The organism is Mesorhizobium sp. WSM4306, from assembly GCF_007003975.1.
Lineage (GTDB): Bacteria > Pseudomonadota > Alphaproteobacteria > Rhizobiales > Rhizobiaceae > Mesorhizobium.
On record NZ_VFTC01000012.1, the window covers coordinates 1 to 20,680 of the forward strand.

A 20,680-nucleotide genomic window follows, 5' to 3' on the forward strand; every position below is an offset into this window, starting at 1 on the left:
ATTTGCGACGTTTACGGCTCGGGCTACTTCTACATCCCCGGCACCGAAACCTGCCTGCGCATCGGCGGCTATGTCCGTTACGACATCGGCGTCGGCGACGTCGGCTCGTTCGACGGTGCGACGTCCACCGACACTGAGGACGGCAGCAGCAACGACACCTACTACAAGAAGGCCCGCCTCTCGCTGAGGACCTGGACCGGCCAGGAAACCGAACTCGGCACCTTGAAGACCTACACTGAGACCCGCTTCAACTTCCAGAACAACAACCGTGATTCGGGCGCGGACGGTGACGTCAACGCTGCCGGCAACACCGGTGCTTCGCTGAACTTCGCCTGGATCCAGCTCGGTGGCCTGCGCGTCGGTAAGGACGAATCGGCCTTCAATACGTTCATCGGCTACGCCGGCAACGTCATCCAGGATACGCTCGTTCCCTACGGCGATTTCGACACCAACGTCATCCAGTACTACTTCGACGCGGGCAACGGCTTCTCGGCCGTGATCTCGCTCGAAGAAGGCGCGGGCGCCGGCACGCCCGGTTCCTACGGCGTCGGCACGATCGACAGCTACGTTCCGCATGTCGTCGGCGGCGTGAAGTACACGCAGGGCTGGGGCGCCATCACCGGCGTCATCGCTTACGACAGCAACTACGAGGAAGTCGCCGGCAAGGTCCGTTTGGACATCACCCCGATGCAGAACCTGTCGCTCTTCATCATGGGCGGCTACGGCACCGACGACAATTATACGGATCCGACCTACAATTTCCCGGCCGGCGGCCGCGGCTTCTACAAGCAGTGGGACGGCAACTGGGCAGTCTGGGGCGGTGGCACTTACACCATCAACGAGAAGACCTCGTTCAACGCCCAGGTCTCGTATGACGAAGGTGAAAATCTCGGCATCGCCGCCAACATCGCCTACGACGTTGTCCCGGGCCTGACGGTCACGGCCGAAGTCGACTACGTCAATGCAGGTTCGATCGACGAAGCCGATGGCCTGAACCACAACTGGACCGGTATTACTGATGGCGACGACGCCATCGGTGGCATGCTCCGCTTCCAGCGCTCGTTCTAAGGGCTGGCTTTATACAGGTGAATACCAGCCCGGGCGCTTCAACGCCCGGGCTGTTTTTGTTTCGTGACTGGACAAGACAAGCAGAAGGAACAGGGGGAATCGGCAGCTGAACAGTCCGTAAGGGTGAGTTCGTGGGATCCGCTGATGGGCGGATGAATTCACAACTGCGTGATTAAATCTCTTGAAAGGACGCTTCCAAGCGGGTAGGTCTGACTCTATCCACTCGGGGGTGTGGCATTTGATGACCATCGAAGCGATACAAGAGGGTGATCCCTCCGAACATTTCTCAATGTTCTCTTCTCAAACCTCGAAGATAAAATACAGCTACAACAAGATCAGAGAAGTAAAGTCGCACAGGGTCGGAGAGCTTTTTTCAGCATACCGAGACATACTCTGGGATGATGGGCGGCATAAGTACAATGTCAGCTCCTTCATCGGCGAAATAGACGAGATTCTCCTCGGAGAACGGTTCAGCGCCTTCGACCAGAGCACCCTGGACAACCTTATCGGCACCTTGCGCCAGCGCGGCAACAGCAACGCAACCATCAATCGAAAGATGGCTGCCCTCAGCAAACTGCTGCGCAAGGCTTACAAGATGGGGGATATCCACAGCCTGCCTGAGTTCCGCCGCCAGAAAGAGCGGGCGGGACGGATTCGTTTCCTCGAAAGGGACGAAGAGGCAAGGTTGTTCGCCGCCATCAAGAGCCGCAGCGAGGATGCCTACCGTCTCTCAGTCTTTCTCGTCGACACCGGCTGCCGCCTCGGCGAGGCGCTCGGATTGATCTGGAACGACATCCAGGAACACCGCGTCTCGTTTTGGATTACCAAATCCGGCCGCAGCCGCACCATTCCGATGACCGAACGGGTCAAAGAGGTGATCAAGCTGCCGCCTTCAGAGGGTCGCAGGCCCAAGGGTCCGTTCACCAAACTCAGCCAGGCACAATTTCGCGCCATCTGGAACGATGCCAAGGCCGAAGTCGGTCTCGGCGCCGACGACCAGGTGGTGCCGCACATCTTGCGCCACACCTGCGCCTCGCGTCTGGTCCAGGGTGGCATCGACATCCGGCGCGTGCAGATGTGGCTTGGCCATCAGACGCTCTCGATGACCATGCGCTATGCGCACCTGGCCACCAACGATCTCGACGGCTGCGTCGTCGTGCTGGAAACGCCGCGCGGCGAGGGGTTGTCAGGCGAAAGCTCGGCCTTCGCATCTCCGCTGACCACTGTTTCAGCGGCAGCGCCGACGCAAAAGGGCGAAGCGACCGCGGCGAAACCGGCCAAGGCGCCCAGGAAAAGCTCGAAAGCCAAATAGTTCTACCGAGTCACTCATATACTGAAAAGATGACCCCAGGATCATATTCGATCTTGGGGTTTACTTTGTTCGAGCCGTGTTTTCCGCCTTGTCCAGGAAAGCTGCGATGGCGCCGGGCAGATCGCCTGTCTCCAGGAAGGGCGCGTGGCCCTGGCCGTCGACCGTGATCGCTTCCAGGCCGGGATGGCGCTTGCCCATCTCTTCGAACGTCTCCCCCGACAAAAGTTTCGAGTTGGCGCCACGTATGGCAAGCAAAGGTATGGCCGCCAGCGCTTCGAACTGCGGCCATAGATCCGGCAGCGGTTTGCTGAAGTCGACACCCGCCAGCGTCTCGACCAGCCTTGGGTCGAAATCCGGCAGCAGCCCCTGGTCCGTCTCGCGATAGAGAGCCGACACCATCCGTTCCCAGTCCGCCTCCGCGAGGGCGGGAAAATCCGCGCCATGCGCTACGCATTGGGCATGGACCGCCTCAGCGCGGCTCTTCGGTTTCGGCGAGGGATCGAGATAGGTGCGGATATGAGCGAGCCCATTCGCTTCGACCACCGGGCCAATGTCGTTGAGCACAATGGCTTTCAGCACGGCTGGCCGCAGCGCGCCGAGCACATGGATGATCAGCCCGCCACGCGACGTGCCGATGAAGGCCGCTTCCGCGATGTCGAGCGCCGCGAGCCCGGCGAGAATGTCGCCGGCCTCGATGCCGACATTGTAGTGGCCGATTTCAGGGTCATAGGCCGATTGGCCACGGCCGCGATAGTCGAAGGCGATGACCTTGCGCGGATGGTTGGCACGCCGCGACAGATAGAGCGCAAGCTCATGAAAGTCGCGCGCGTTGCGGGTCAGCCCAGGCAGGCAGACGACCGGCCATGTTCCCGAGTTTGTCTCGCCATAGACGCGGGCGTGAAGCTTGAGCCCGTCCGGCGCGGTGTAGAAAAAGTCGGAAAAGCCGTCGCTGCTCGACATCTGAAGGGGCTCCCTGGTCGGATCGTCTCCGACTGCTACAGGTGAGAGTGGGAGCGGTCAAATAAGGTCTTCCCTTCCCCCAAGGCGAGAATGTGAAGGGCCTTCAGCTCCGCCCGTTCACCAGGTCGCCGACAATGTCGTACTTCCCGGAAATGCGCATCTTGTAGACTTCGTAATTCTCCATCACGCGCTGAACGTAGCTTCTTGTTTCCGTGTAGGGAATCCGTTCGATCCAGTCGACGACGGCGTCGATGCCCTTGCCGCGCGGGTCGCCATATTTGGCCACCCATTGGCTGGCGCGGTTGGGGCCGGCATTGTAGCCGGCGAAGGTCAGCACATAGGAGCCGCCGAAGCGGTCGAGCTGCTCGCCGAGGAAGGCCGCGCCCAGCGTCGCATTGTAACCGGCATCGCTGGTCAACCGATCCTGCGAAAACGTCAGCCCGGCCTTCTTGGCCAATTGTTTGGCGGTGCCCGGCATCAGCTGCAACAGGCCGCGCGCGCCGGCGCTGGAGACGGCGCCGACATTGAACTCGCTTTCCTGGCGGGCGATGGCATACGCCAGCGCCTTGCCCGAGCCGGAAATGTCGGCGGTGTCGGGAATGACGCCCAGCGGGTGCGACAGCGCGCCGACATCGATGCCGCGCGCCCCGGCGATCTTGCCGACCTTCAGCGCCATGAAATGGTTGCCCTGCTTTTCCGCCAGCACAGCCAGCAGCGCCAGTTCGCCGGGGCTGGTCAACTGTCCAGCGAGGTCGCGGTAGAGCGTCTCGGCATAGCGGTCATAGCCCGCCTCCTGCAGGCGCTTGATGGCGCTGACCGCTTCGCGTCCGTCAAAGCTTTGGCGGTCTGCGGTGCTTGGCTCGGGATAGATGATGTTCAGCGTGCGCAGACCAACCCGTTCCGCCGCCAACTGCCCGTAGAACGTGGTGCCATAGGCTGCCGCCTTGGTGAAATAGGTCTTCGCATCGCCGGGGCCGCCGACTTCCGCTGCGCGGCCAAGCCAGTAATAGGCGCGCGACAGAGACATCGGCCCCTGCGCGAGGTCGGTAATGCGTGCAAAATGGGTCGAGGCCGTCGCGGGATCGTTGAGGCCGCGCAGCGCATACCAGCCGGCGTGGAATTCAGCCTCGGCGGCACTGGCGGGGCTTTCGGCGGCATTCGCGGCAACGATCTTGTAGGCGGTCTTCCAGTCGCCCTGGTCGACCAGTGCGCGCGACAGCACGCGGCGCTCGACCCACCAGGCATCGGGATCGACCAGCGCGTCGCGATCGGTTGGCGCTTTCATCACCACCGCGGCTGCGTCCGCAAACTTCCGTTGCTTGCGCAGATATTCGGCTTGCGCGAAGAAATAGCCGGCCGATTGCTGCGCCGCAGGCACTGCTTTCAACAGCTTGGCCGCGTTCTTGTCGCCACGCGAGGCGGCGGCCCAGGCATCGGCCAGCGGTTGCGCGCCGGCAAGCGCTGCGACCCGCAGCGCCGAATTCTCCCGGTCGGCATAAAACATCCGTTCCATGCGGAAACGATGGTCGGCAGCTGGGATGATGGCGCCAAACTCCTTGATGACGGACGCCTCATCCTTCGCTTCCAGTTTTTCGGTGCGCCAGAACGGCGTCAGCACCGAGAGCGCCGCTTTGATGTTCCCAAGCGCCACATAAGAGCGGGCCAGGATCACCACGCCTTCGAAGGTCAGCGGCTGGCTGCCATCGAAGGCTTTCACCACGGTCTGCGGCGACGGGCCTTCACGGTAGAGCGCGCGTTCGCTGTTCTTGCGCAGGGCGATGGTGCCCGGCCAGGTCGGCAACATCTTTGCGGTATCGGCAATCTCGCTGCTCGGCACACGGTCGCCGCCATAGAGCGCGATCGCCCAGGCAAGGATGTGGCGGTCGAGCGACTTGGCCGGCAATGTCTCGCGTACGGTGCGCGCAGCGGCAAGATCGCCGGTCGCCAACGCGTCGAGACCGCCTTTCAACACAACGATACTGGCGGAGGGCGCTTCAGTCTGCGCGCCGTCCTGCAGGCCAGGCATCGGGATCGACGAGGTCGTCTGCTCATCGACGCTCTCGTTTGCCGCCGTCGCCACTATCAGCAGGGCAACGGCGCCAAGCAATACGAAGCGGAGGGGCCGACTGGCCGGCATGATCCTGATCTTTTCCTGTTGCGGCACTTTAAATGGCAAGCCCAGGTGCGTGATAGCCTAGACTTAGGTCGTGAAGAGCCCGTAAACAAAGCGTTATCGAGGCCGTTCGAATTGCACTCGCTGGCACCATCGGCATGCTTGCCGCGCAACAGTGTCGAGACTATGGTGCGCGGCTTCGCTTTCGGCTAGAAGGCGCCGACGCTGAAACACACCAAGAAACTGAAAAGTCCCAAGGAGTTGGACGACATGCTGAGAGGCTCGCTTACTGCGCTCGTGACACCGTTCGAAAAGAGCGGGCGTTTCGACGAGAAAGCCTTTCGCGCTTTCGTCGAGTGGCAACTCGCAGAGGGCACCACGGGCCTCGTCCCGGTCGGCACCACAGGCGAGTCGCCGACGCTGTCGCACGACGAGCATCGCCATGTCGTCAAAGTCTGCATCGAGGTCGCCAAGGGCAGGGTGCCTGTCGTCGCCGGCGCCGGCTCCAACAACACCGCGGAAGCGGTCGGTCTGGTGCAATATGCCGAGCAGGCGGGCGCCGACGCAGCTCTGGTCGTCACGCCCTATTACAACAGGCCGACGCAGCGCGGGCTCTACGAGCATTTCGCCGCTGTCGCCAGGGCGACCAGCCTGCCGATCATCATCTACAACATCCCTCCGCGCTCGGTCATCGACATGATGCCCGACACGATGGGCCGGCTGGCGCACGACTTCAAGAACATCGTCGGCGTCAAGGATGCCACCGGCAAGGTCGAGCGTGTGTCCGAACAGCGCGCCACCTGCGGCAAGGAGTTCATTCAGCTTTCGGGCGAGGATGCCTCTGCCCTCGGCTTCAACGCCCATGGCGGCGTCGGCTGCATCTCGGTGACGTCGAATGTCGCGCCGCGGCTATGCGCCGAGTTCCAGGAGGCCACGCTGTCGGGCGACAGCGCCAAGGCACTGGAGTTGCAGGACCGTCTGCTGCCGCTGCACAAGGCGATCTTCCTCGAGCCAGGCCTGTGCGGCGTCAAATACGCGCTGTCGAAGATTGGCAAGGTCGAGAACGTGGTTCGCTCGCCGCTGGTGACGATCGAGGCATCGACCGCCGAGAAGATCGATGCGGCGATGAAGCACGCCGGCTTGATAAATTGAGGATGAGGCGCCACCTCTCCACATCATGAATCAAGTCAGAAAAGCCGATCCCAACAACAAGACCGTTGCGGAAAACCGCAAGGCGCGGTTTTCCTATGAGGTGCTCGACACGGTAGAGGCCGGCCTGGTGCTGACCGGCACCGAGGTCAAGTCTTTGCGCCAGGGCCAGGCCAACATCCAGGACAGTTATGCCTCGGTCGAGGGCGGCGAGATCTGGCTGATCAATTCCTATCTGCCGGAATATCTGCAAGCCAACCGCTTCAACCATGAGCCGCGCCGGCGCCGCAAGCTGCTGCTCAACAAGCGCGAGATGGCAAAACTGTCGCAGAGCATTGAGCGCGAAGGCATGACGCTGGTGCCGCTGAAGATTTATTTCAACGATCAGGGCCGCGCCAAGCTGCTCCTCGCCGTCGGCCGCGGCAAGAAACTGCACGACAAGCGCGAGACCGAAAAACAGCGCGACTGGTCGCGCGAGAAGGGCCGGCTGCTTAAAGAACGTGGGTGAGGAGCCTCGGAGAATAGCCTTAGAAAAGCCAACGGTTTGGCTTTCAAGGGTTTCGACCAATCAGCCACGACGATGAACAGGGGATGGTCTTGAGAAACGGGATCATCCTTTGGGGTGCGGCCAGTCTGGTCATTGCCGGCCTCGTCGCGGCAGGCGGCTTCTTGTATTTCCAGACTTTCTCGCCGGATCGGGACAGCTATCCGGTCAGGGGCATCGACGTTTCCCATCATCAGCGCGAGATCGACTGGCGGCGCGTTGCGGCCGATGACGTCGCTTTCGCCATCATCAAGGCGACCGAGGGCGGCGACCATGTCGACGATGCCTTCGCCAAGAATTTGCGCGAGGCGCGCGAGGCCGGCCTTGCCGTCGGCGCCTACCACTTTTTCACCTTCTGCCGGCCAGGCGCCGACCAGGCGAAGAACTTCATCGCGGTGGTGCCGCACGACCAGCCGTTGCTGCCGCCGGTGGTCGACATCGAATTCGGCGGCAATTGTCCGCAGCGCCCGTCGCCGCAACAACTGGGCGCGGAACTCCAGGCCTTCCTCGGGCCGGTTGAAGCCGCGTTCGGCAAGCCGGCGATCATCTACCTGACCGACGAGGCTGAGGACGCCTATGCCGAACAGATAGCTGTGCGGCCGCGCTGGCTGCGCTCGCTGGCGATCAAACCGAGCGAGGACGGCTGGATCTACTGGCAGTACCACAATATGGGCCGCGTCGACGGCATCGAGGGCGATGTCGACCTCAATGTGCTTCAGGGCGGGCAGCAAACGCTGGCCGAGTTGTTTGCGCCATCTGCACAACCATCGCCATCGCCCTGAATCAGGCAGTCTTGGCCGCAGGTCTGGCAACAGCCGAAAAGGCCATTCCCGCAGCCATGATCACGATGGCGGCGAACTGGGTGCCGGTCGGCGTTTCACCGAGCACCGTCATGGCGATCAGGACCGTTGCGATCGGCACGCATGGCATGAACAGCGATGCCGTTTGCGACCCCAGCTGTCGGACGACATAGGTGTAGAGGAACATGGCGGCCGCGCCTGCCAAAAACCCTTGAATGACGATCTGGCTGGCGATCTCGGCCACTGATGCGGCGCGCAGCCCGCTCGGGGCAAAGAAATAAAGCAATGGCACCGGCACGCATGACAGGAGCACGACCGTTGCGGTCGCCGTGACCGGCTCGACGCGCCAGCGCCGCACGAGAACGGCATAGGCGGCAAACATGGCGCCCGATGCGATAAACAGAAGATCGCCGAAAAAGACGTCCTTCATGCCGCTGTCGGGGCGCACCGGCGCAATGAACAGGATCAGGCCGGCGATGATGGCGGCGACGCCGATGGTTCGCTGGCGCGAGGCTTTATCAGTCGTAGCCATGTGCGACAGCACGAACGAGAAGAACACGATCGAGGCAGGGCAAAGTGCCGCCCCATGCGCGGCGGGCGCATAGGTCAGGCCCCAATTGATGATGATCGGGTAGGGCAGTCCGGCCAGCGCCGCGAGTGTCAGCGCGCGCCGCCAGCCTAACGTCTTGATAGCCGCCAGGCCGCTGCGCCAGACGACGGGCAGCATGACCATGCCGGCGCCGATAAAGCGCAAGGTCGTGAGATCGGTCGCGGCCAGATGCTCGCGCAGGCTGAAGCGGGCGGCGACGAACTGCACGGCGTAGATGCCGATCATGACCAGGCCGGCAAGAATTGCCGGCTTTGTGTTTCGGTCCTCAGCCACGCGCATGCTCTCATCCCGTTGGATCCTGCCGGCGGAGGTTTCTTCCTCTGGCGGCTCTCGTTTAAAGCTGAGCCTATTGTTGAAAATGGTGCGACAAAATATGCTGTTTTCGCAATTGGGAAGTGAAAGTCACACAACAGGGGCATTGCGAACGTGAATCATGAATCCGATCAGCTTGATGCCATCGACCGCAGCCTGCTGCGGTTGCTGCAGGAGGACGGTCGCCGCACCACGCTCGATCTTGCCGCCCGAGTCGGCCTGTCGCCGACCGGCGCCAGCCAGCGGGTGAAGCGCCTGTTTCGTGACGGGTTCATCACTGCCGTCCGGGCCGTGCTCAATCCGCAAAAGATCGGCCGCGGCACGCTTGTCTTCATCGAAGTCAGGCTCGACCAGGCGGCGCCGCATGTGTTCGACCGTTTCGCCGAGGCGGTGGCGAAAGCCCCGGAAGTGCTGGAGTGCCATATGGTCGTCGGCGGCTTCGACTATCTGGTGAAGGCGCGCATTTCCGAGATGGCCGCCTACCAGGATTTCCTTAAACGCGTGATCCTGCCGCTGCCGGGTGTGCGGGAAACCCACACCTATGCGTCGATATCGGACGTGAAGCCGGACGCGCTGCTGCCTGTGTGAGACGGAGCGCCTGAAGTCAGGCGGCTCGAGAGACCTCCGGCGCCAGCGTCACATTCGCATCGCCCCACTGGGAGCTGATGTTCACCCGCTCGCTCTATGAAACGCCTGATATGGCCGCGCAGGGCGAGCACCTCAACGAACTGGCACGGCTTGTCGACGCCGGCACCATCCGTACCACTTTGGCCGAGACGTTCGCCGCCAACCTGAAGCGCGCCCATGCGCTGATCGAGACCGGCAAGGCCAAGAGCAAGATCGTGCTCGAGGGATTTTGAGAGGCAGCGTTTAGTTCCGCAGGAATTCCGCGATCTCGCTGAAAACCTTGACGAACATGGCTTCGGTCAGGACACCGGTGTTGGTGTTGTATCGTGAGCAATGGTAGCTGGAAAACAGTGTAACTGTGCCGGCCTTGAGGCGGCCACCATGCTTGAACGGATAGGCGGCCACGCGGCCGCCCAGCGCCCTGACCGTCGACTGATGCGCGATCGAACCGAGCGCCAGCACGGCGCGCAGCCTGGTGAAGCGCGCAATCGTCGGCACCAAGAAACTGCGGCAGGTGGCGATCTCGGCGCCGACCGGCTTGTTCTCCGGCGGCACGCAGCGCACCGCATTGGTGATCGCGGTGCCGATCAGCTGCAGCCCGTCATCGGGCCGCGCCTTGAACTCGCCGCGCGCAAAGCCGTGCGCAATCAGCGTCGAGTAGAGCAGGTCGCCGGCATAGTCGCCGGTGAACGGCCGCCCCGTCCGGTTGGCGCCGCGCAGGCCAGGCGCCAGTCCGACGATCAGCAGCTCGACGGCGCCGTCGCCCTCAGGCGGCAGGAAGGTCGGCACCGGCGCATTGAACCAGGATGGTTCGCGCTGCCGCCAGTCTGCGATGAAATCATGCAGGCGCGGGCAGAGCGGGCAGTCGCGGTCGGGTTCGGAAGCGGCGTTCAAGGCGACCGCTTCTCAATAATCTTCCTCGTCGACCTCAGCCGGCTCGGGCCGGCGCACCGGCCGCTCGGAGGGATCGCGGCCGACCTCGTTCTTCAGCGATGTCAGGTCGATGAAGTGGTCGGCCTGGCGGCGCAGATCGTCCGAAATCATCGGCGGCTGCGAGGCCATGGTGGAGACGATCGAGACCTTGCGGCCGCGCCGCTGCAGCGCCTCGACCAGTGTGCGGAAATCGCCGTCTCCGGAGAAGATGACATAGTGGTCGACGACATCGGCAAGTTCGAGCGCATCGACGGTCAGCTCGATGTCCATGTTGCCCTTGATCTTGCGGCGGCCGGTCGAGTCGGTGAATTCCTTGGCCGGCTTGGTCACCACCTTGAAGCCATTATAGTCGAGCCAGTCGATCAGCGGCCGTATCGAAGAGTATTCCTGATCCTCGACCAATGCGGTGTAGTAGTAGGCGCGCAGCAGATAGCCGCGCTTTTGAAAGCTCGACAGCAGTTTGCGGTAGTCTATGTCGAAGCCGAGCGCCCGAGAGGTGGCGTAAAGATTGGCGCCGTCGATGAAAAGAGCGATTTTTTCACGGGGGTCGAACATGGCAATATTCCTTTTTCGAAATAGGTGGCGGACTAATCGAAATGGGTCTGATATATCGGTCGGCTCGTAAATAAACCGGCTGACCTTTCGTCAACCGAGATAGCGCCAGTTTTACGGCAATCCAAGGGTGCCTGGCCGACTGCAAGCAATTGTGATCGGGGCCGTATCGTCGCCGGTGGGCAGGCTTCGCCGGCAAGGCATTCATCGGCGCCCGAAACCGGTATTGGTCGGCCCATGAGGTCACAGTGCCATAATGCTTGTATTTTGGCGGCGTTCGGGTTATGGACCGCGCCTGTTTTCCATCAAATCCAGGCATGAAAGGGGCAATCAATGGCCCGCGTAACCGTTGAAGACTGCATCGACAAGGTCGACAACCGCTTCGAGCTCGTGCTGCTCGCCGGCCATCGCGCCCGCCAGATCAGCCAGGGCGCGCCGATCACCGTGCCGCGCGACAACGACAAGAATCCGGTCGTGGCGCTGCGCGAGATCGCCGATGAGACGCTGTCGCCCGACGACCTCAAGGAAGATCTGATCCACTCGCTGCAGAAGCATGTCGAGGTCGACGAGCCCGAAGCCGACGGCGAGGCGATCGCCGACCAGACCGGCGGCGCAGTCGCGGCAACCGATGCTGACGACGCCGAAGAAAACGTCACCTTCGATCGCATGACCGAGGAAGACTTGCTGGCCGGCATCGAAGGCCTGGTACCGCCGGAAAAGAGCGACGACTACTAAGCGGCGCTCTGGACCTGCCGGGAATATGGTTCCGGCACTTCCGTCCCGTCAGTTTCGTGGCTATCTATGAGATGCGCCGTACGCTAGTGCGGCGCATCAATCATTTCAGCACCGCGAGAACCCGCCCATGATGCGTCAGTATGAGCTTGTCGAGCGCGTCGCGCGCTACAAGCCTGACGTCAACGAGGCGTTGCTCAACAAGGCCTATGTCTACGCCATGCAGAAGCATGGCCACCAGAAGCGCGCTTCCGGCGATCCCTATTTCTCGCATCCGCTCGAAGTCGCAGCCATCCTCACTGAAATGCACATGGACGAGGCGACGATCGCTGTCGCTCTGCTGCACGACACGATCGAGGACACGACCGCGACGCGGGCCGAGATCGACGATCTGTTTGGCCCCGAAATGGGCAAACTGGTCGAGGGCCTGACCAAGCTGAAGAAGCTCGATCTGGTCTCCAAGAAGGCCGAGCAGGCGGAGAACCTGCGCAAGCTGTTGCTGGCCATCTCGGAGGACGTGCGCGTCCTCCTGGTCAAGCTCGCCGACCGTTTGCACAATATGCGCACCCTCGACCACATGCCGGAAGCCAAGCGCCTGCGCATCGCCGAGGAGACGATGGATATCTACGCGCCGCTGGCCGGGCGCATGGGCATGCAAGGCATGCGCGAGGAACTGGAAGAGATCGCCTTCCGTTTCATCAATCCGGAAGCCTATCGCGCCGTCACCGCAAGGCTTGCCGAGATCTTCGAGCGCAACAAAGGGGTGCTGACCGACATTGAGAAGGCGCTGTCGGCGCTGTTCGAAAAGCATGCGATCAACGCCGGCGTGAAGAGCCGGCAGAAGAAGCCGTGGTCGGTATTCCGCAAGATGGAGGCCAAGGCGCTGTCCTTCGAGCAGCTCTCCGACATCTTCGGTTTCCGCGTCGTCGTCGACAGCGTCGAAGATTGCTACCGCGCGCTCGGCGCCATCCACACGACATGGTCGATGGTGCCCGGCCGCTTCAAGGATTACATCTCGACGCCCAAGCAGAACGACTACCGTTCGATCCACACCACCATCGTTGGCCCCTCGCGCCAGCGTGTCGAATTGCAGATCCGCACCCGCGAGATGAACAAGATCGCCGAATATGGCGTCGCTGCCCATTCGATCTACAAGGACACTGGCGGCAAGACCAACGGTGCCGCCCATACGATCTCGAAAGAGACCAACGCCTATGCCTGGCTGCGGCGGACCATCGAGCAGCTGGCTGAAGGCGACAACCCGGAAGATTTCCTCGAGAACACCAAGCTCGAGCTGTTCCAGGACCAGGTGTTCTGCTTCACGCCGAAAGGCATGCTGATCGCGCTGCCGCGCGGCGCTACCCCCATAGACTTCGCCTATGCCGTTCACACCGATGTCGGCGACACCTGCGTCGGCGCCAAGGTCAATGGCCGCATCATGCCTCTGATGACCGAGCTCAAGAACGGCGACGAGGTCGAGATCATCCGCTCCAAGGCGCAGGTGCCGCCGGCGGCGTGGGAGTCGGTGGTCGTCACCGGCAAGGCGCGCTCGGCCATCCGCCGCGCCACCAAGAATGCCATCCGCAAGCAATACTCGGGTCTCGGCGCCCGCATTCTCGAGCGCGCTTTCGAGCGCGCCGGCAAGACCTTCACCAAGGAAAACCTGAAGCCGGTGCTGCACCGGCTGGCACGCAAGGACATCGAGGATGTGCTGGCCTCGGTCGGGCGAGGCGAACTGGCCTCCACCGACGTCATGAAGGCGGTCTTCCCGGACTACAAGGACGAGCGCGTCACCGTCAGCGCTCCCAAGCAGCGGGAGGAGGGCTGGTCGAAGATCCGCAACGCTGCCGGCATGCTGTTCCAGATGCCCGGTACGCGAGCCGCGCGCAAGGACAAGGACCAGCCACGCGATGGCGCTGTGCCGATCCGCGGCGTGCGAGGCGACCTGCCGGTGCGCTTCGCGCCGGAAGGGGCTGTGCCCGGCGACCGCATCGTCGGCATCGTCCAGCCCGGCACCGGCATCACCATCTATCCCATCCAGTCGCCGGCGCTGCAGGCCTTCGACGACCAGCCGGAACGCTGGATCGACGTGCGCTGGGACATTGACGAGCAGACCAAGGAACGCTTTCCGGCGCGCGTCTCGGTCACCGCCATCAATGCGCCAGGGTCGTTGGCCGACATCGCCCAGGTGGTTGCCTCGAACGACGCCAACATCCATACGCTGTCGATGGTGCGCACCGCGCCCGACTTCACCGAAATGCTGATCGATCTCGAAGTCTGGGATCTGAAGCACCTCAACCGGCTGCTGTCGCAGCTCAAGGACAATTCGAGCGTCAGCGATGCGCGGCGCGTCAACGGCTAACCACTGATTTCGGGGCAGGGCAGGATGAATACGGACGAAGTGCTGGGCATATTCCGCGAGGCGGGCGCTGTTCTGGAGGGACATTTCATTCTGACGTCCGGCCTGCGCAGTCCGGTCTTCCTGCAGAAGGCGCGGGTCTTCATGCATGCCGACAAGACCGAGCGCCTGTGCAAGGCACTGGCCGAAAAGATCCGCAAGGCGGTGCCGGGCAAGATCGACTATGTCGTCGGCCCGGCGATCGGTGGCCTGATCCCGGCCTATGAGACCTCGCGCCATCTCGGCGTGCCCGCAATCTGGGTCGAGCGCGAAGGCGGCGAGTTCAGGCTGCGCCGCTTCGAGATCGCGCCGGGATCGCGCGTCGTCATTGTCGAGGACATCGTCACCACGGGCCTCTCGATCCGCGAGACCATCGACTGCCTGCGCGCGCTTGGCGCCGAAGTGGTGGCCGCCGCCTGCATCATCGATCGCTCGGCCGGCAAGACCAATGTCGGCGTGCCGCTGATCGCGCTCGCCGAATACGAAGTGCCCGCCTATCCCGCCGACCGCCTGCCGCCGGAACTGGCCGCCATCCCGGCGATCAAACCCGGCAGCCGCAACATCTGAGGGAATGCATCTCGCCCAACAGTGCGCTGGACCTTCCGCAATGAAAGTCAGGCCGCCTCTTGCTGCATTGCCTTCTCCGCCGCCTTGGCGAGAAAACCAGATCGCGTATAGCCGTGAGCCTCAGCAAACGCATCGATCCGTTGAAGAACATCAGCCGGTAGGGTGACGTTTACTCGCACCACCTTTTTAGCATCGGTTTTCACCCCAATCAGAATAGCTACGCCATCGCGATTGATCGCTGATGCCATAATCTCAGCCAGAGACGAGGGCTCCGGAATAGCCTCTCCGTCCTCAACGAGTCCTTCGATATGGAAGGCAAGGGCTTCTTCGGCCATGCCTCGGGCGTCGTCCAAGTCTTCACCCGCCGTAACCAGGCCGGGAAAATCAGGAAAAGAGACGCCAAAGTCGCTTTCAGCATCCTTATGGATAAGTCCGATATACTGCTGCATGGTTCTCACCTCAGTTTCAGTCCGGATTGTTTTTCGATGCTGCGCAGGGTGCCGATGGGTATGTCTCGTTTGGGGTGTGGTACGGTGACCCGTCCCGGTTTGTCGTGGTGCTTGAATTGAGCATGACTGCCTTTTCGAGCAACTTCAAACCAACCATCAGCAACCAACTTTACAATCACGTCGGCACTCTTCATGTGTGTATAAATACACACCAATGCCGTACCGATGTCAATGAAAACCGGTCTGGTAGAAGATGAAGGTCGTTCGAAAGTGTGCGGCGGTTTTGGAGCAACGACATGCATAAGGGAAAAACACTATGATCGCCGGTATCGATCATTTCGTGCTGACGGTCCGCTCGGTGGAGGCCACCTGCGCGTTCTATCAGCGCGTGCTTGGCCTGAAACGTCTCGACGAGCCGAACCGGCCGACGGCGCTGCTGTTCGGATCGCAGAAGGTCAACCTGCATGAAGTTGGCCGCACATTTGAGCCGAAAGCCAGGACGCCGACGGCCGGGTCCGGCGATTTCTGTCTGGTCGCCGCCAGGCCGCTTGCCGAGATTTGTGGCAGCCTGGAGGCCAATGGCGTCGCAATAGAAGTCGGTCCGGTCGAACGTACCGGCGCTCGCGGCCCAATGATGTCGGTCTATTTCCGCGACCCGGACGGCAATCTGGTCGAAGTCAGCGACTATCGGGAATAGTCTATCCGCCTCGGCGTCGTCTTCGCGGGCGGGCCTTGTCGTCGTCATCTAACCTCTCACCTGAGGTCGTCCTCAGTTTCGCCCCAATAGCGCTCTTTTACAGGACTGCGGCAGACCAGCGCGGCGGGGTTTCGTTGTTCCGCGGCAAGGCAGTCGCTATATTAAAGTCGTTGTTGCCTTTCTGCGCCCTCGAAGCGCAAGATGGACCTATCGCGTCTGGCCTGGGATGGTTGGGGCGTTGCTGAACGGGAATTGAAACAGAGTGCTTTTTCGACGCCGCAAGCCTGATGGCCTGTTGGAGCGGGTGCGTACCTATCTATGGCCGCGCCGCTCGTTTTCCCGCTCGTTGCAGTATTTCTCCAAGCGCATCCTCAGGCTGAAGGCGACGCCGCACGCAGTGGCGGCCGGCGTCGCGGCCGGCGTTTTCGCCTCTTTCTTCCCGCTCGGCTTCCATTTCGCCGTCGCCGCCGTGCTCTGCTGGGTAATCGCCGGCAATCTGGTGGCCGCCGCCCTCGGCGCGGTATTCTTCGGCAATCCACTCACCTTCCCGCTGCTATGGGGGGCGTCCTGGGAAGTAGGCAAGCTGATCCTGCATGAGCGCCTGCCCAAGAACGGGCCACCCGCGCATCTCGGCGAAATGATGCATACGCTGTCGTTCGCCAAGCTGTGGCACCCGATCCTGGAGCCGATGTTGATCGGCGCTGTGCCGCTCGGGCTGGTCTTCGGCCTGATTTTCTACGGAATCACCCGCTGGGGCATGACCGCCTTTCGCGAGCAGCGCCGGAAGCGCATGGCCGAACGGGCGCACAAGGCCGGGCACGGCGGGCGGGAAGTTCCGGCGGAATGATCATCGGCATCGGCAGCGACCTGATCGACATCAGACGCATCGAAAAGTCGCTGGAACGGCATGGCCAGCGTTTCATCCAGCGCATCTACACCGAAGTCGAGCAGGCCCGCTCCGAGGGCCGTGCCGGGCGTGCCGCCTCCTATGCCAAGCGCTTCGCTGCCAAGGAAGCCTGCGCCAAGGCGCTCGGCACGGGCCTGGCGCAAGGTGTGTTCTGGCGCGATATGGGCGTCGTCAACCTGCCCAGCGGCAAGCCGACCATGGCGCTGGCCGGCGGGGCGGCTGCGCGACTGGCCAGAATCCTGCCGCAAGGACACAAAGCGGCGATCCACCTCACAATCACCGATGATTTCCCGCTTGCTCAAGCCTTTGTGATCATCGAGGCGCTGCCCGCCGAACAAGCGCCACATTGATTGCATCTGACGACCGGCGATTATATCTAGCGCTGGCATGACGTTGCCCAGCGCGCGCCGAGACTCTATACCATCCAAGCACAATCGAGGACGACATGAGCGTGGTTGAAAAATCCGAGAAGAAATCCGGCGGGCTTGGCGAAATCGTCAGCGTCATCATCCAGGCTTTGCTGCTGGCCATGGTCATCCGCACGCTGCTGTTCCAGCCCTTCTCGATCCCTTCGGGGTCGATGCGGCCGACCTTGCTCGAAGGCGACTACCTATTCGTCACCAAATGGTCCTATGGCTTTTCGCGCTATTCGCTGCCGTTCGGGCCCGACATCTTTTCCGGCCGCATCTGGGGTTCCGATCCGAAGCGTGGGGATGTGGTGGTGTTCAAGTTCCCGCCGGATCCGTCGCTCGATTACATCAAGCGCGTCGTCGGCCTCCCCGGCGACCATATCCAGATGAAGGACGGCCAGCTGTTCATCAATGGCCAGGGTGTTCCGCGTGTGAAGACCGGCCAGATCCAAAATCCTGATATCACGGAAGTGCCTGAACCGGTCGACGTCTATCGCGAGACGCTGCCCAACGGCGTCAGCTACGACACGCTCGACCTGACACCGAATTCGATCACCGACAACACCCGCGAGTTCGTCGTGCCGCCGGGCAACTATTTCATGATGGGCGATAACCGCGACAATTCCTCCGACAGCCGCCTCAGCGTCGGCTACGTGCCGGCGGAGAACCTTGTCGGCCGCGCCAACATCGTCTTCTTCTCGATCGCAGGCAAAGCGAGCCCGCTTGAGATCTGGAAATGGCCGTCGCTGGTGCGCTTGTCGCGCATGTTCCATTTCGTAAATTGATGGCTTTGAAGCGCCCGACTGGTGGAACTCTGGCCGATTTGGTGAAAGCCAGAACCGGCCATTCGTTCCGGGATGTCCGTTTGCTCGAGACCGCGCTGACCCATTCCAGTGCGGTCAGAGCCAACAGCAACAACCAGCGCCTCGAATTCCTCGGCGACCGCGTGCTCGGCCTGATCGTTGCCGACATGCTTTTCGAAAAATTTCCCGAAGCGCCGGAAGGTGAGATCGCCCCTCGCTTCAATGCCCTGGTCGATGCGCGTACATGCTCCGAGATCGGCATTGAAATGCAGCTGGAAGATCTGGTCCGGGCCGACGCTGCCTTGAAGGCGCGTTCGCGCGGTTCGGGCGGAAATTATCTGGCGGATGCGGTCGAAGCGCTGATCGCGGCGGTCTATATCGATGGCGGCCTCGATGCCGCCAGGCAATTCGTCCTGCGCTACTGGGAGCCGCGCTCGCAGAAGGTCGTGGCAAAACCGCCCAATCCGAAATCCGAGCTGCAGGAATGGATCGCCAAGAGCAGCGATGTCAGGCCCGAATACGCGATCGAAAAACGCGAAGGACCTGAACACCAACCGGTCTTCACGGTGTCCGTGAAGGTCAGTGGTTTTGCCCCGGCAAGCGGCATGGGCGGCTCTCGCCGTGCGGCCGAAGAAGCGGCGGCATCGGCATTTCTTGTGCGCGAAGGCATCGGGCCAACCAAGGGAGTGCGGCATGACCGCCAGTGAAGACTTGCCCTCGGCAGCGGAAGCTCCTGCAACGCATTCCGGCTTCGTCGCCCTGATCGGCGCCCCCAATGCAGGCAAGTCGACTTTAGTCAACCAACTGGTCGGCGCCAAAGTGTCGATCGTCACCCACAAGGTGCAGACCACCCGCGCCATCGTGCGCGGCATCGCCACGCACGACAATGCCCAGATCGTCTTCGTCGACACGCCCGGCATCTTCAAGCCGAAGCGGCGGCTCGACACCGCGATGGTGACCACCGCCTGGGGTGGTGCCAAGGACGCCGATATCGTGCTGCTGTTGATCGATGCCGAGCGTGGCATCCGGGGCGACGCCGACGCCATCCTCGAGCGGCTGAAGGATGTCCGCCAGCCGATGGTGCTGATCCTCAACAAGGTCGACCGGGTCAAGCACGAGGCGCTGTTGGCACTGTCCGCGGCAGCGAACGACAAAGTGCCGTTCAAGCGCACCTTCATGGTCTCGGCGCTGACCGGCTCCGGCTGCAAGGACCTGCTCGACTACCTCGCGCAAGCGCTCCCGGCTGGCCCCTGGTACTATCCGGAAGACCAGATTTCCGACCTGCCGATGCGCCAGCTGGCAGCCGAGATCACGCGCGAAAAACTGTATCTGCGCCTCCACCAGGAGTTGCCCTATTCCTCCCATATCGAGACCGAGAAATGGGAAGAGAAGCCGGACGGCTCGGTGCGCATCGACCAGACCATCTATGTCGAGCGCGAAAGCCAGAAGAAGATCGTGCTCGGCCACAAGGGCGAAACGATCCGCGCCATCGGGCAGGCCGCGCGGATGGAGATCGCCGGCATTTTGGAACAGAAGGTGCACCTGTTCCTGTTCGTCAAGGTGCGCGAGAACTGGGGCGACGACCCCGAACGCTACCGCGAGATGGGGCTTGAGTTTCCCCATTGAGCTTCGTCGTCTAGAACTGCCGCGCCGGCAGTTTGAGATAACGATATGAGTGACCCAAAACTGACCATCGATACCGATCTCGTGCGTCGGTTGATGATTACGCAGTTCCCGCAATGGCGGCATCTGCCGGTGAGTCCGGTGGCATCAGGCGGCTGGGACAATCGTACCTTCCATCTCGGCGATGAGATGACCGTGCGGCTGCCGAGTGCCGCACCGTATGCGCTACAGTGGTATTTTGACTACGCGTCGGCCGTCCAATGTGAGTACAGATCGCGCGTCTCCGCCCAATCCTTGATTTCGCCACGCATCCGGTGACAAGCTCCCGGCATGGAATGGCGCGACGAGGGAATCATTCTCGGCACCCGCAAGCATGGCGAAACCAGCGCCATCCTCGAGGTGATGACGCGCGCCCATGGCCGCCATCTCGGCCTGGTGCGCGGCGGCCGCTCGCGCAAGCAGCAGCCGGTGCTGCAGCCCGGCAACCGTGTCGACCTGTTGTGGCGAGCCCGCCTCGACGAGCATCTCGGCACCTTCCAGGCCGAGGCGATCGAGATGAATGCCGCCCGGCTGATGGACAGCGCGGTGGCCGTCTACGGCCTGCAGACCATGGCCGCGCATCTGAGGCTGTTGCCGGAGCGCGACGCCCACGGCGGCCTCTACGAGACGCTGGCGGTGATGATTGCCCATCTCGACGATGCCGACGCCGCCGGTGAACTGGTGGCGCGCTTCGAACTGCTCATCCTCGACGAACTCGGCTTCGGCCTCGATCTCAGCCAGTGCGCGGCGACCGGCGCCCGGCAGGATCTGGCCTATGTCTCGCCGAAATCCGGCCGCGCCGTGTCGCGCCAGGCCGGCGCGCCATGGCGCGACAAAATGCTGGCGCTGCCGGCCTTCCTGCAGCGCGGCTCCGGCCTGCGCGCCGATCAGGCGGCACTCGAGGATGCGTTCCGGCTGACCGGTTTCTTTTTCACCCGCCATGTCTACGAGCCGCGCGGCATGGAACAGCCAGACGCGCGCGCCGGTTTTCTCGCCGCCTTGCGCAAGCATCATTCGGGCGGCAAGGCCGCCGCAACAGCAGGCGCCCTCCCAGAAATCACGACGTGAGAATCAT

General features: G+C 62.3%; 23 protein-coding genes and 2 pseudogenes. 18 read left to right on the forward strand and 7 right to left on the reverse strand.

Features of this window, described 5'->3' with window-relative positions; translation table 11 throughout:
• Nucleotides 1-1,068, forward strand: a 1,068-nt coding sequence (locus tag FJV77_RS15615; protein WP_142867688.1) for a porin, incomplete at its 5' end; no start/stop codon positions are given.
• Nucleotides 1,069-1,357: 289 nt separating this feature from the next.
• Complete coding sequence (locus FJV77_RS15620; RefSeq protein ID WP_246691285.1) at nt 1,358-2,380, forward strand: site-specific integrase; 1,023 nt, start codon at nt 1,358-1,360, stop codon at nt 2,378-2,380.
• Nucleotides 2,381-2,440: 60 nt separating this feature from the next.
• Here the strand turns inward: FJV77_RS15620 and FJV77_RS15625 are convergent, their stop codons facing one another.
• Both FJV77_RS15625 and FJV77_RS15630 read right to left on the reverse strand, forming a co-directional pair.
• Complete coding sequence (locus tag FJV77_RS15625; protein WP_142867689.1) at nt 2,441-3,340, reverse strand: alpha/beta hydrolase; 900 nt, start codon at nt 3,338-3,340, stop codon at nt 2,441-2,443.
• A 103-nt stretch (nt 3,341-3,443) separates the two neighbouring features.
• A complete protein-coding gene (locus FJV77_RS15630; protein WP_142867690.1) occupies nt 3,444-5,477 on the reverse strand; it encodes a lytic transglycosylase domain-containing protein in 2,034 nt (677 codons plus the stop codon).
• A gap of 246 nt (nt 5,478-5,723) precedes the next feature.
• On the opposite strand from FJV77_RS15630, the gene dapA reads away from it, so the two are divergent.
• The 3 genes from dapA (at nt 5,724) to FJV77_RS15645 (ending at nt 7,928) form a co-directional block, all read left to right on the forward strand.
• Nucleotides 5,724-6,605, forward strand: a complete 882-nt coding sequence (gene dapA, locus FJV77_RS15635) for a 4-hydroxy-tetrahydrodipicolinate synthase (protein ID WP_142867691.1) — start codon at nt 5,724-5,726, stop codon at nt 6,603-6,605.
• Nucleotides 6,606-6,630: 25 nt separating this feature from the next.
• On the forward strand, nt 6,631-7,110 hold the full coding sequence (gene smpB / locus FJV77_RS15640) for an SsrA-binding protein SmpB (RefSeq protein ID WP_025583626.1): 480 nt from the start codon (nt 6,631-6,633) through the stop codon (nt 7,108-7,110).
• Nucleotides 7,111-7,199: 89 nt separating this feature from the next.
• Nucleotides 7,200-7,928 carry a GH25 family lysozyme gene (locus tag FJV77_RS15645; RefSeq protein ID WP_142867692.1) on the forward strand — a complete coding sequence of 243 codons (729 nt, stop codon included), beginning with the start codon at nt 7,200-7,202 and terminating at the stop codon, nt 7,926-7,928.
• Between the two features lies 1 nt (nt 7,929).
• On the opposite strand, the gene FJV77_RS15650 is transcribed toward FJV77_RS15645, so the two are convergent.
• The gene (locus tag FJV77_RS15650; protein ID WP_142867693.1) at nt 7,930-8,829 is read right to left on the reverse strand and encodes a DMT family transporter; all 900 of its coding nucleotides are present in this window, start codon (nt 8,827-8,829) and stop codon (nt 7,930-7,932) included.
• 153 nt (nt 8,830-8,982) lie between these two features.
• Here FJV77_RS15650 and FJV77_RS15655 point away from each other — a divergent pair, with 153 nt between their 5' ends.
• Together FJV77_RS15655 and FJV77_RS15660 are read left to right on the forward strand one after the other, a co-directional pair.
• Nucleotides 8,983-9,456, forward strand: a complete 474-nt coding sequence (locus tag FJV77_RS15655) for an Lrp/AsnC ligand binding domain-containing protein (RefSeq protein ID WP_142867694.1) — start codon at nt 8,983-8,985, stop codon at nt 9,454-9,456.
• A gap of 59 nt (nt 9,457-9,515) precedes the next feature.
• Nucleotides 9,516-9,728, forward strand: a pseudogene (locus FJV77_RS15660) (zinc-binding dehydrogenase); the annotation flags it as partial.
• Nucleotides 9,729-9,738: 10 nt separating this feature from the next.
• Here the strand turns inward: FJV77_RS15660 and FJV77_RS15665 are convergent.
• Entirely contained in the window at nt 9,739-10,389 is a 651-nt protein-coding gene (locus FJV77_RS15665; RefSeq protein ID WP_142867695.1) for a uracil-DNA glycosylase, read from the reverse strand.
• A gap of 12 nt (nt 10,390-10,401) precedes the next feature.
• On the reverse strand, nt 10,402-10,983 hold the full coding sequence (locus FJV77_RS15670) for an NYN domain-containing protein (protein WP_112560724.1): 582 nt from the start codon (nt 10,981-10,983) through the stop codon (nt 10,402-10,404).
• Nucleotides 10,984-11,313: 330 nt separating this feature from the next.
• On the opposite strand from FJV77_RS15670, the gene rpoZ reads away from it, so the two are divergent.
• The 3 genes from rpoZ to pyrE all read left to right on the forward strand — a co-directional run bounded on the left by rpoZ (nt 11,314) and on the right by pyrE (nt 14,677).
• Nucleotides 11,314-11,715: a DNA-directed RNA polymerase subunit omega gene (rpoZ, locus tag FJV77_RS15675; RefSeq protein ID WP_027045279.1), complete on the forward strand. Its 402-nt coding sequence runs from the start codon at nt 11,314-11,316 to the stop codon at nt 11,713-11,715.
• A gap of 127 nt (nt 11,716-11,842) precedes the next feature.
• On the forward strand, nt 11,843-14,074 hold the full coding sequence (locus FJV77_RS15680; RefSeq protein WP_142867696.1) for a bifunctional (p)ppGpp synthetase/guanosine-3',5'-bis(diphosphate) 3'-pyrophosphohydrolase: 2,232 nt from the start codon (nt 11,843-11,845) through the stop codon (nt 14,072-14,074).
• A gap of 24 nt (nt 14,075-14,098) precedes the next feature.
• Nucleotides 14,099-14,677, forward strand: coding sequence for an orotate phosphoribosyltransferase (gene pyrE, locus FJV77_RS15685; protein WP_142867697.1), 579 nt, complete (start codon nt 14,099-14,101; stop codon nt 14,675-14,677).
• 47 nt (nt 14,678-14,724) lie between these two features.
• Here the strand turns inward: pyrE and FJV77_RS15690 are convergent, their stop codons facing one another.
• Together FJV77_RS15690 and FJV77_RS15695 are read right to left on the reverse strand one after the other, a co-directional pair.
• Nucleotides 14,725-15,126 carry a type II toxin-antitoxin system HicB family antitoxin gene (locus FJV77_RS15690; RefSeq protein ID WP_142867698.1) on the reverse strand — a complete coding sequence of 134 codons (402 nt, stop codon included), beginning with the start codon at nt 15,124-15,126 and terminating at the stop codon, nt 14,725-14,727.
• Nucleotides 15,127-15,131: 5 nt separating this feature from the next.
• The gene (locus FJV77_RS15695) at nt 15,132-15,320 is read right to left on the reverse strand and encodes a type II toxin-antitoxin system HicA family toxin (RefSeq protein ID WP_142867699.1); all 189 of its coding nucleotides are present in this window, start codon (nt 15,318-15,320) and stop codon (nt 15,132-15,134) included.
• A 122-nt stretch (nt 15,321-15,442) separates the two neighbouring features.
• Here FJV77_RS15695 and FJV77_RS15700 point away from each other — a divergent pair, with 122 nt between their 5' ends.
• The 8 genes and pseudogenes from FJV77_RS15700 (at nt 15,443) to recO (ending at nt 20,673) form a co-directional block, all read left to right on the forward strand.
• Nucleotides 15,443-15,823: a VOC family protein gene (locus FJV77_RS15700; protein WP_142867700.1), complete on the forward strand. Its 381-nt coding sequence runs from the start codon at nt 15,443-15,445 to the stop codon at nt 15,821-15,823.
• Nucleotides 15,824-16,085: 262 nt separating this feature from the next.
• On the forward strand, nt 16,086-16,670 hold the full coding sequence (locus FJV77_RS15705) for a DUF2062 domain-containing protein (protein WP_142867701.1): 585 nt from the start codon (nt 16,086-16,088) through the stop codon (nt 16,668-16,670).
• Nucleotides 16,667-17,080 (forward strand): holo-ACP synthase, encoded by a 414-nt coding sequence (gene acpS / locus FJV77_RS15710; RefSeq protein ID WP_142867702.1) that lies wholly within the window; start codon nt 16,667-16,669, stop codon nt 17,078-17,080. The genes FJV77_RS15705 and acpS overlap by 4 nt, the downstream gene beginning before the upstream one ends.
• A 95-nt stretch (nt 17,081-17,175) precedes the next feature.
• On the forward strand, nt 17,176-17,925 hold the full coding sequence (gene lepB / locus FJV77_RS15715) for a signal peptidase I (RefSeq protein WP_142867703.1): 750 nt from the start codon (nt 17,176-17,178) through the stop codon (nt 17,923-17,925).
• Nucleotides 17,925-18,650 carry a ribonuclease III gene (rnc, locus tag FJV77_RS15720; RefSeq protein WP_142867704.1) on the forward strand — a complete coding sequence of 242 codons (726 nt, stop codon included), beginning with the start codon at nt 17,925-17,927 and terminating at the stop codon, nt 18,648-18,650. The genes lepB and rnc overlap by 1 nt, the downstream gene beginning before the upstream one ends.
• A complete protein-coding gene (era, locus tag FJV77_RS15725) occupies nt 18,637-19,569 on the forward strand; it encodes a GTPase Era (RefSeq protein ID WP_142867705.1) in 933 nt (310 codons plus the stop codon). The genes rnc and era overlap by 14 nt, the downstream gene beginning before the upstream one ends.
• A 45-nt stretch (nt 19,570-19,614) precedes the next feature.
• Nucleotides 19,615-19,797 (forward strand): annotated as a pseudogene (locus FJV77_RS15730) (aminoglycoside phosphotransferase); the annotation flags it as partial.
• A 99-nt stretch (nt 19,798-19,896) separates the two neighbouring features.
• The gene (gene recO, locus FJV77_RS15735) at nt 19,897-20,673 is read left to right on the forward strand and encodes a DNA repair protein RecO (protein ID WP_142867706.1); all 777 of its coding nucleotides are present in this window, start codon (nt 19,897-19,899) and stop codon (nt 20,671-20,673) included.
• Nucleotides 20,674-20,680 lie beyond the last annotated feature (7 nt).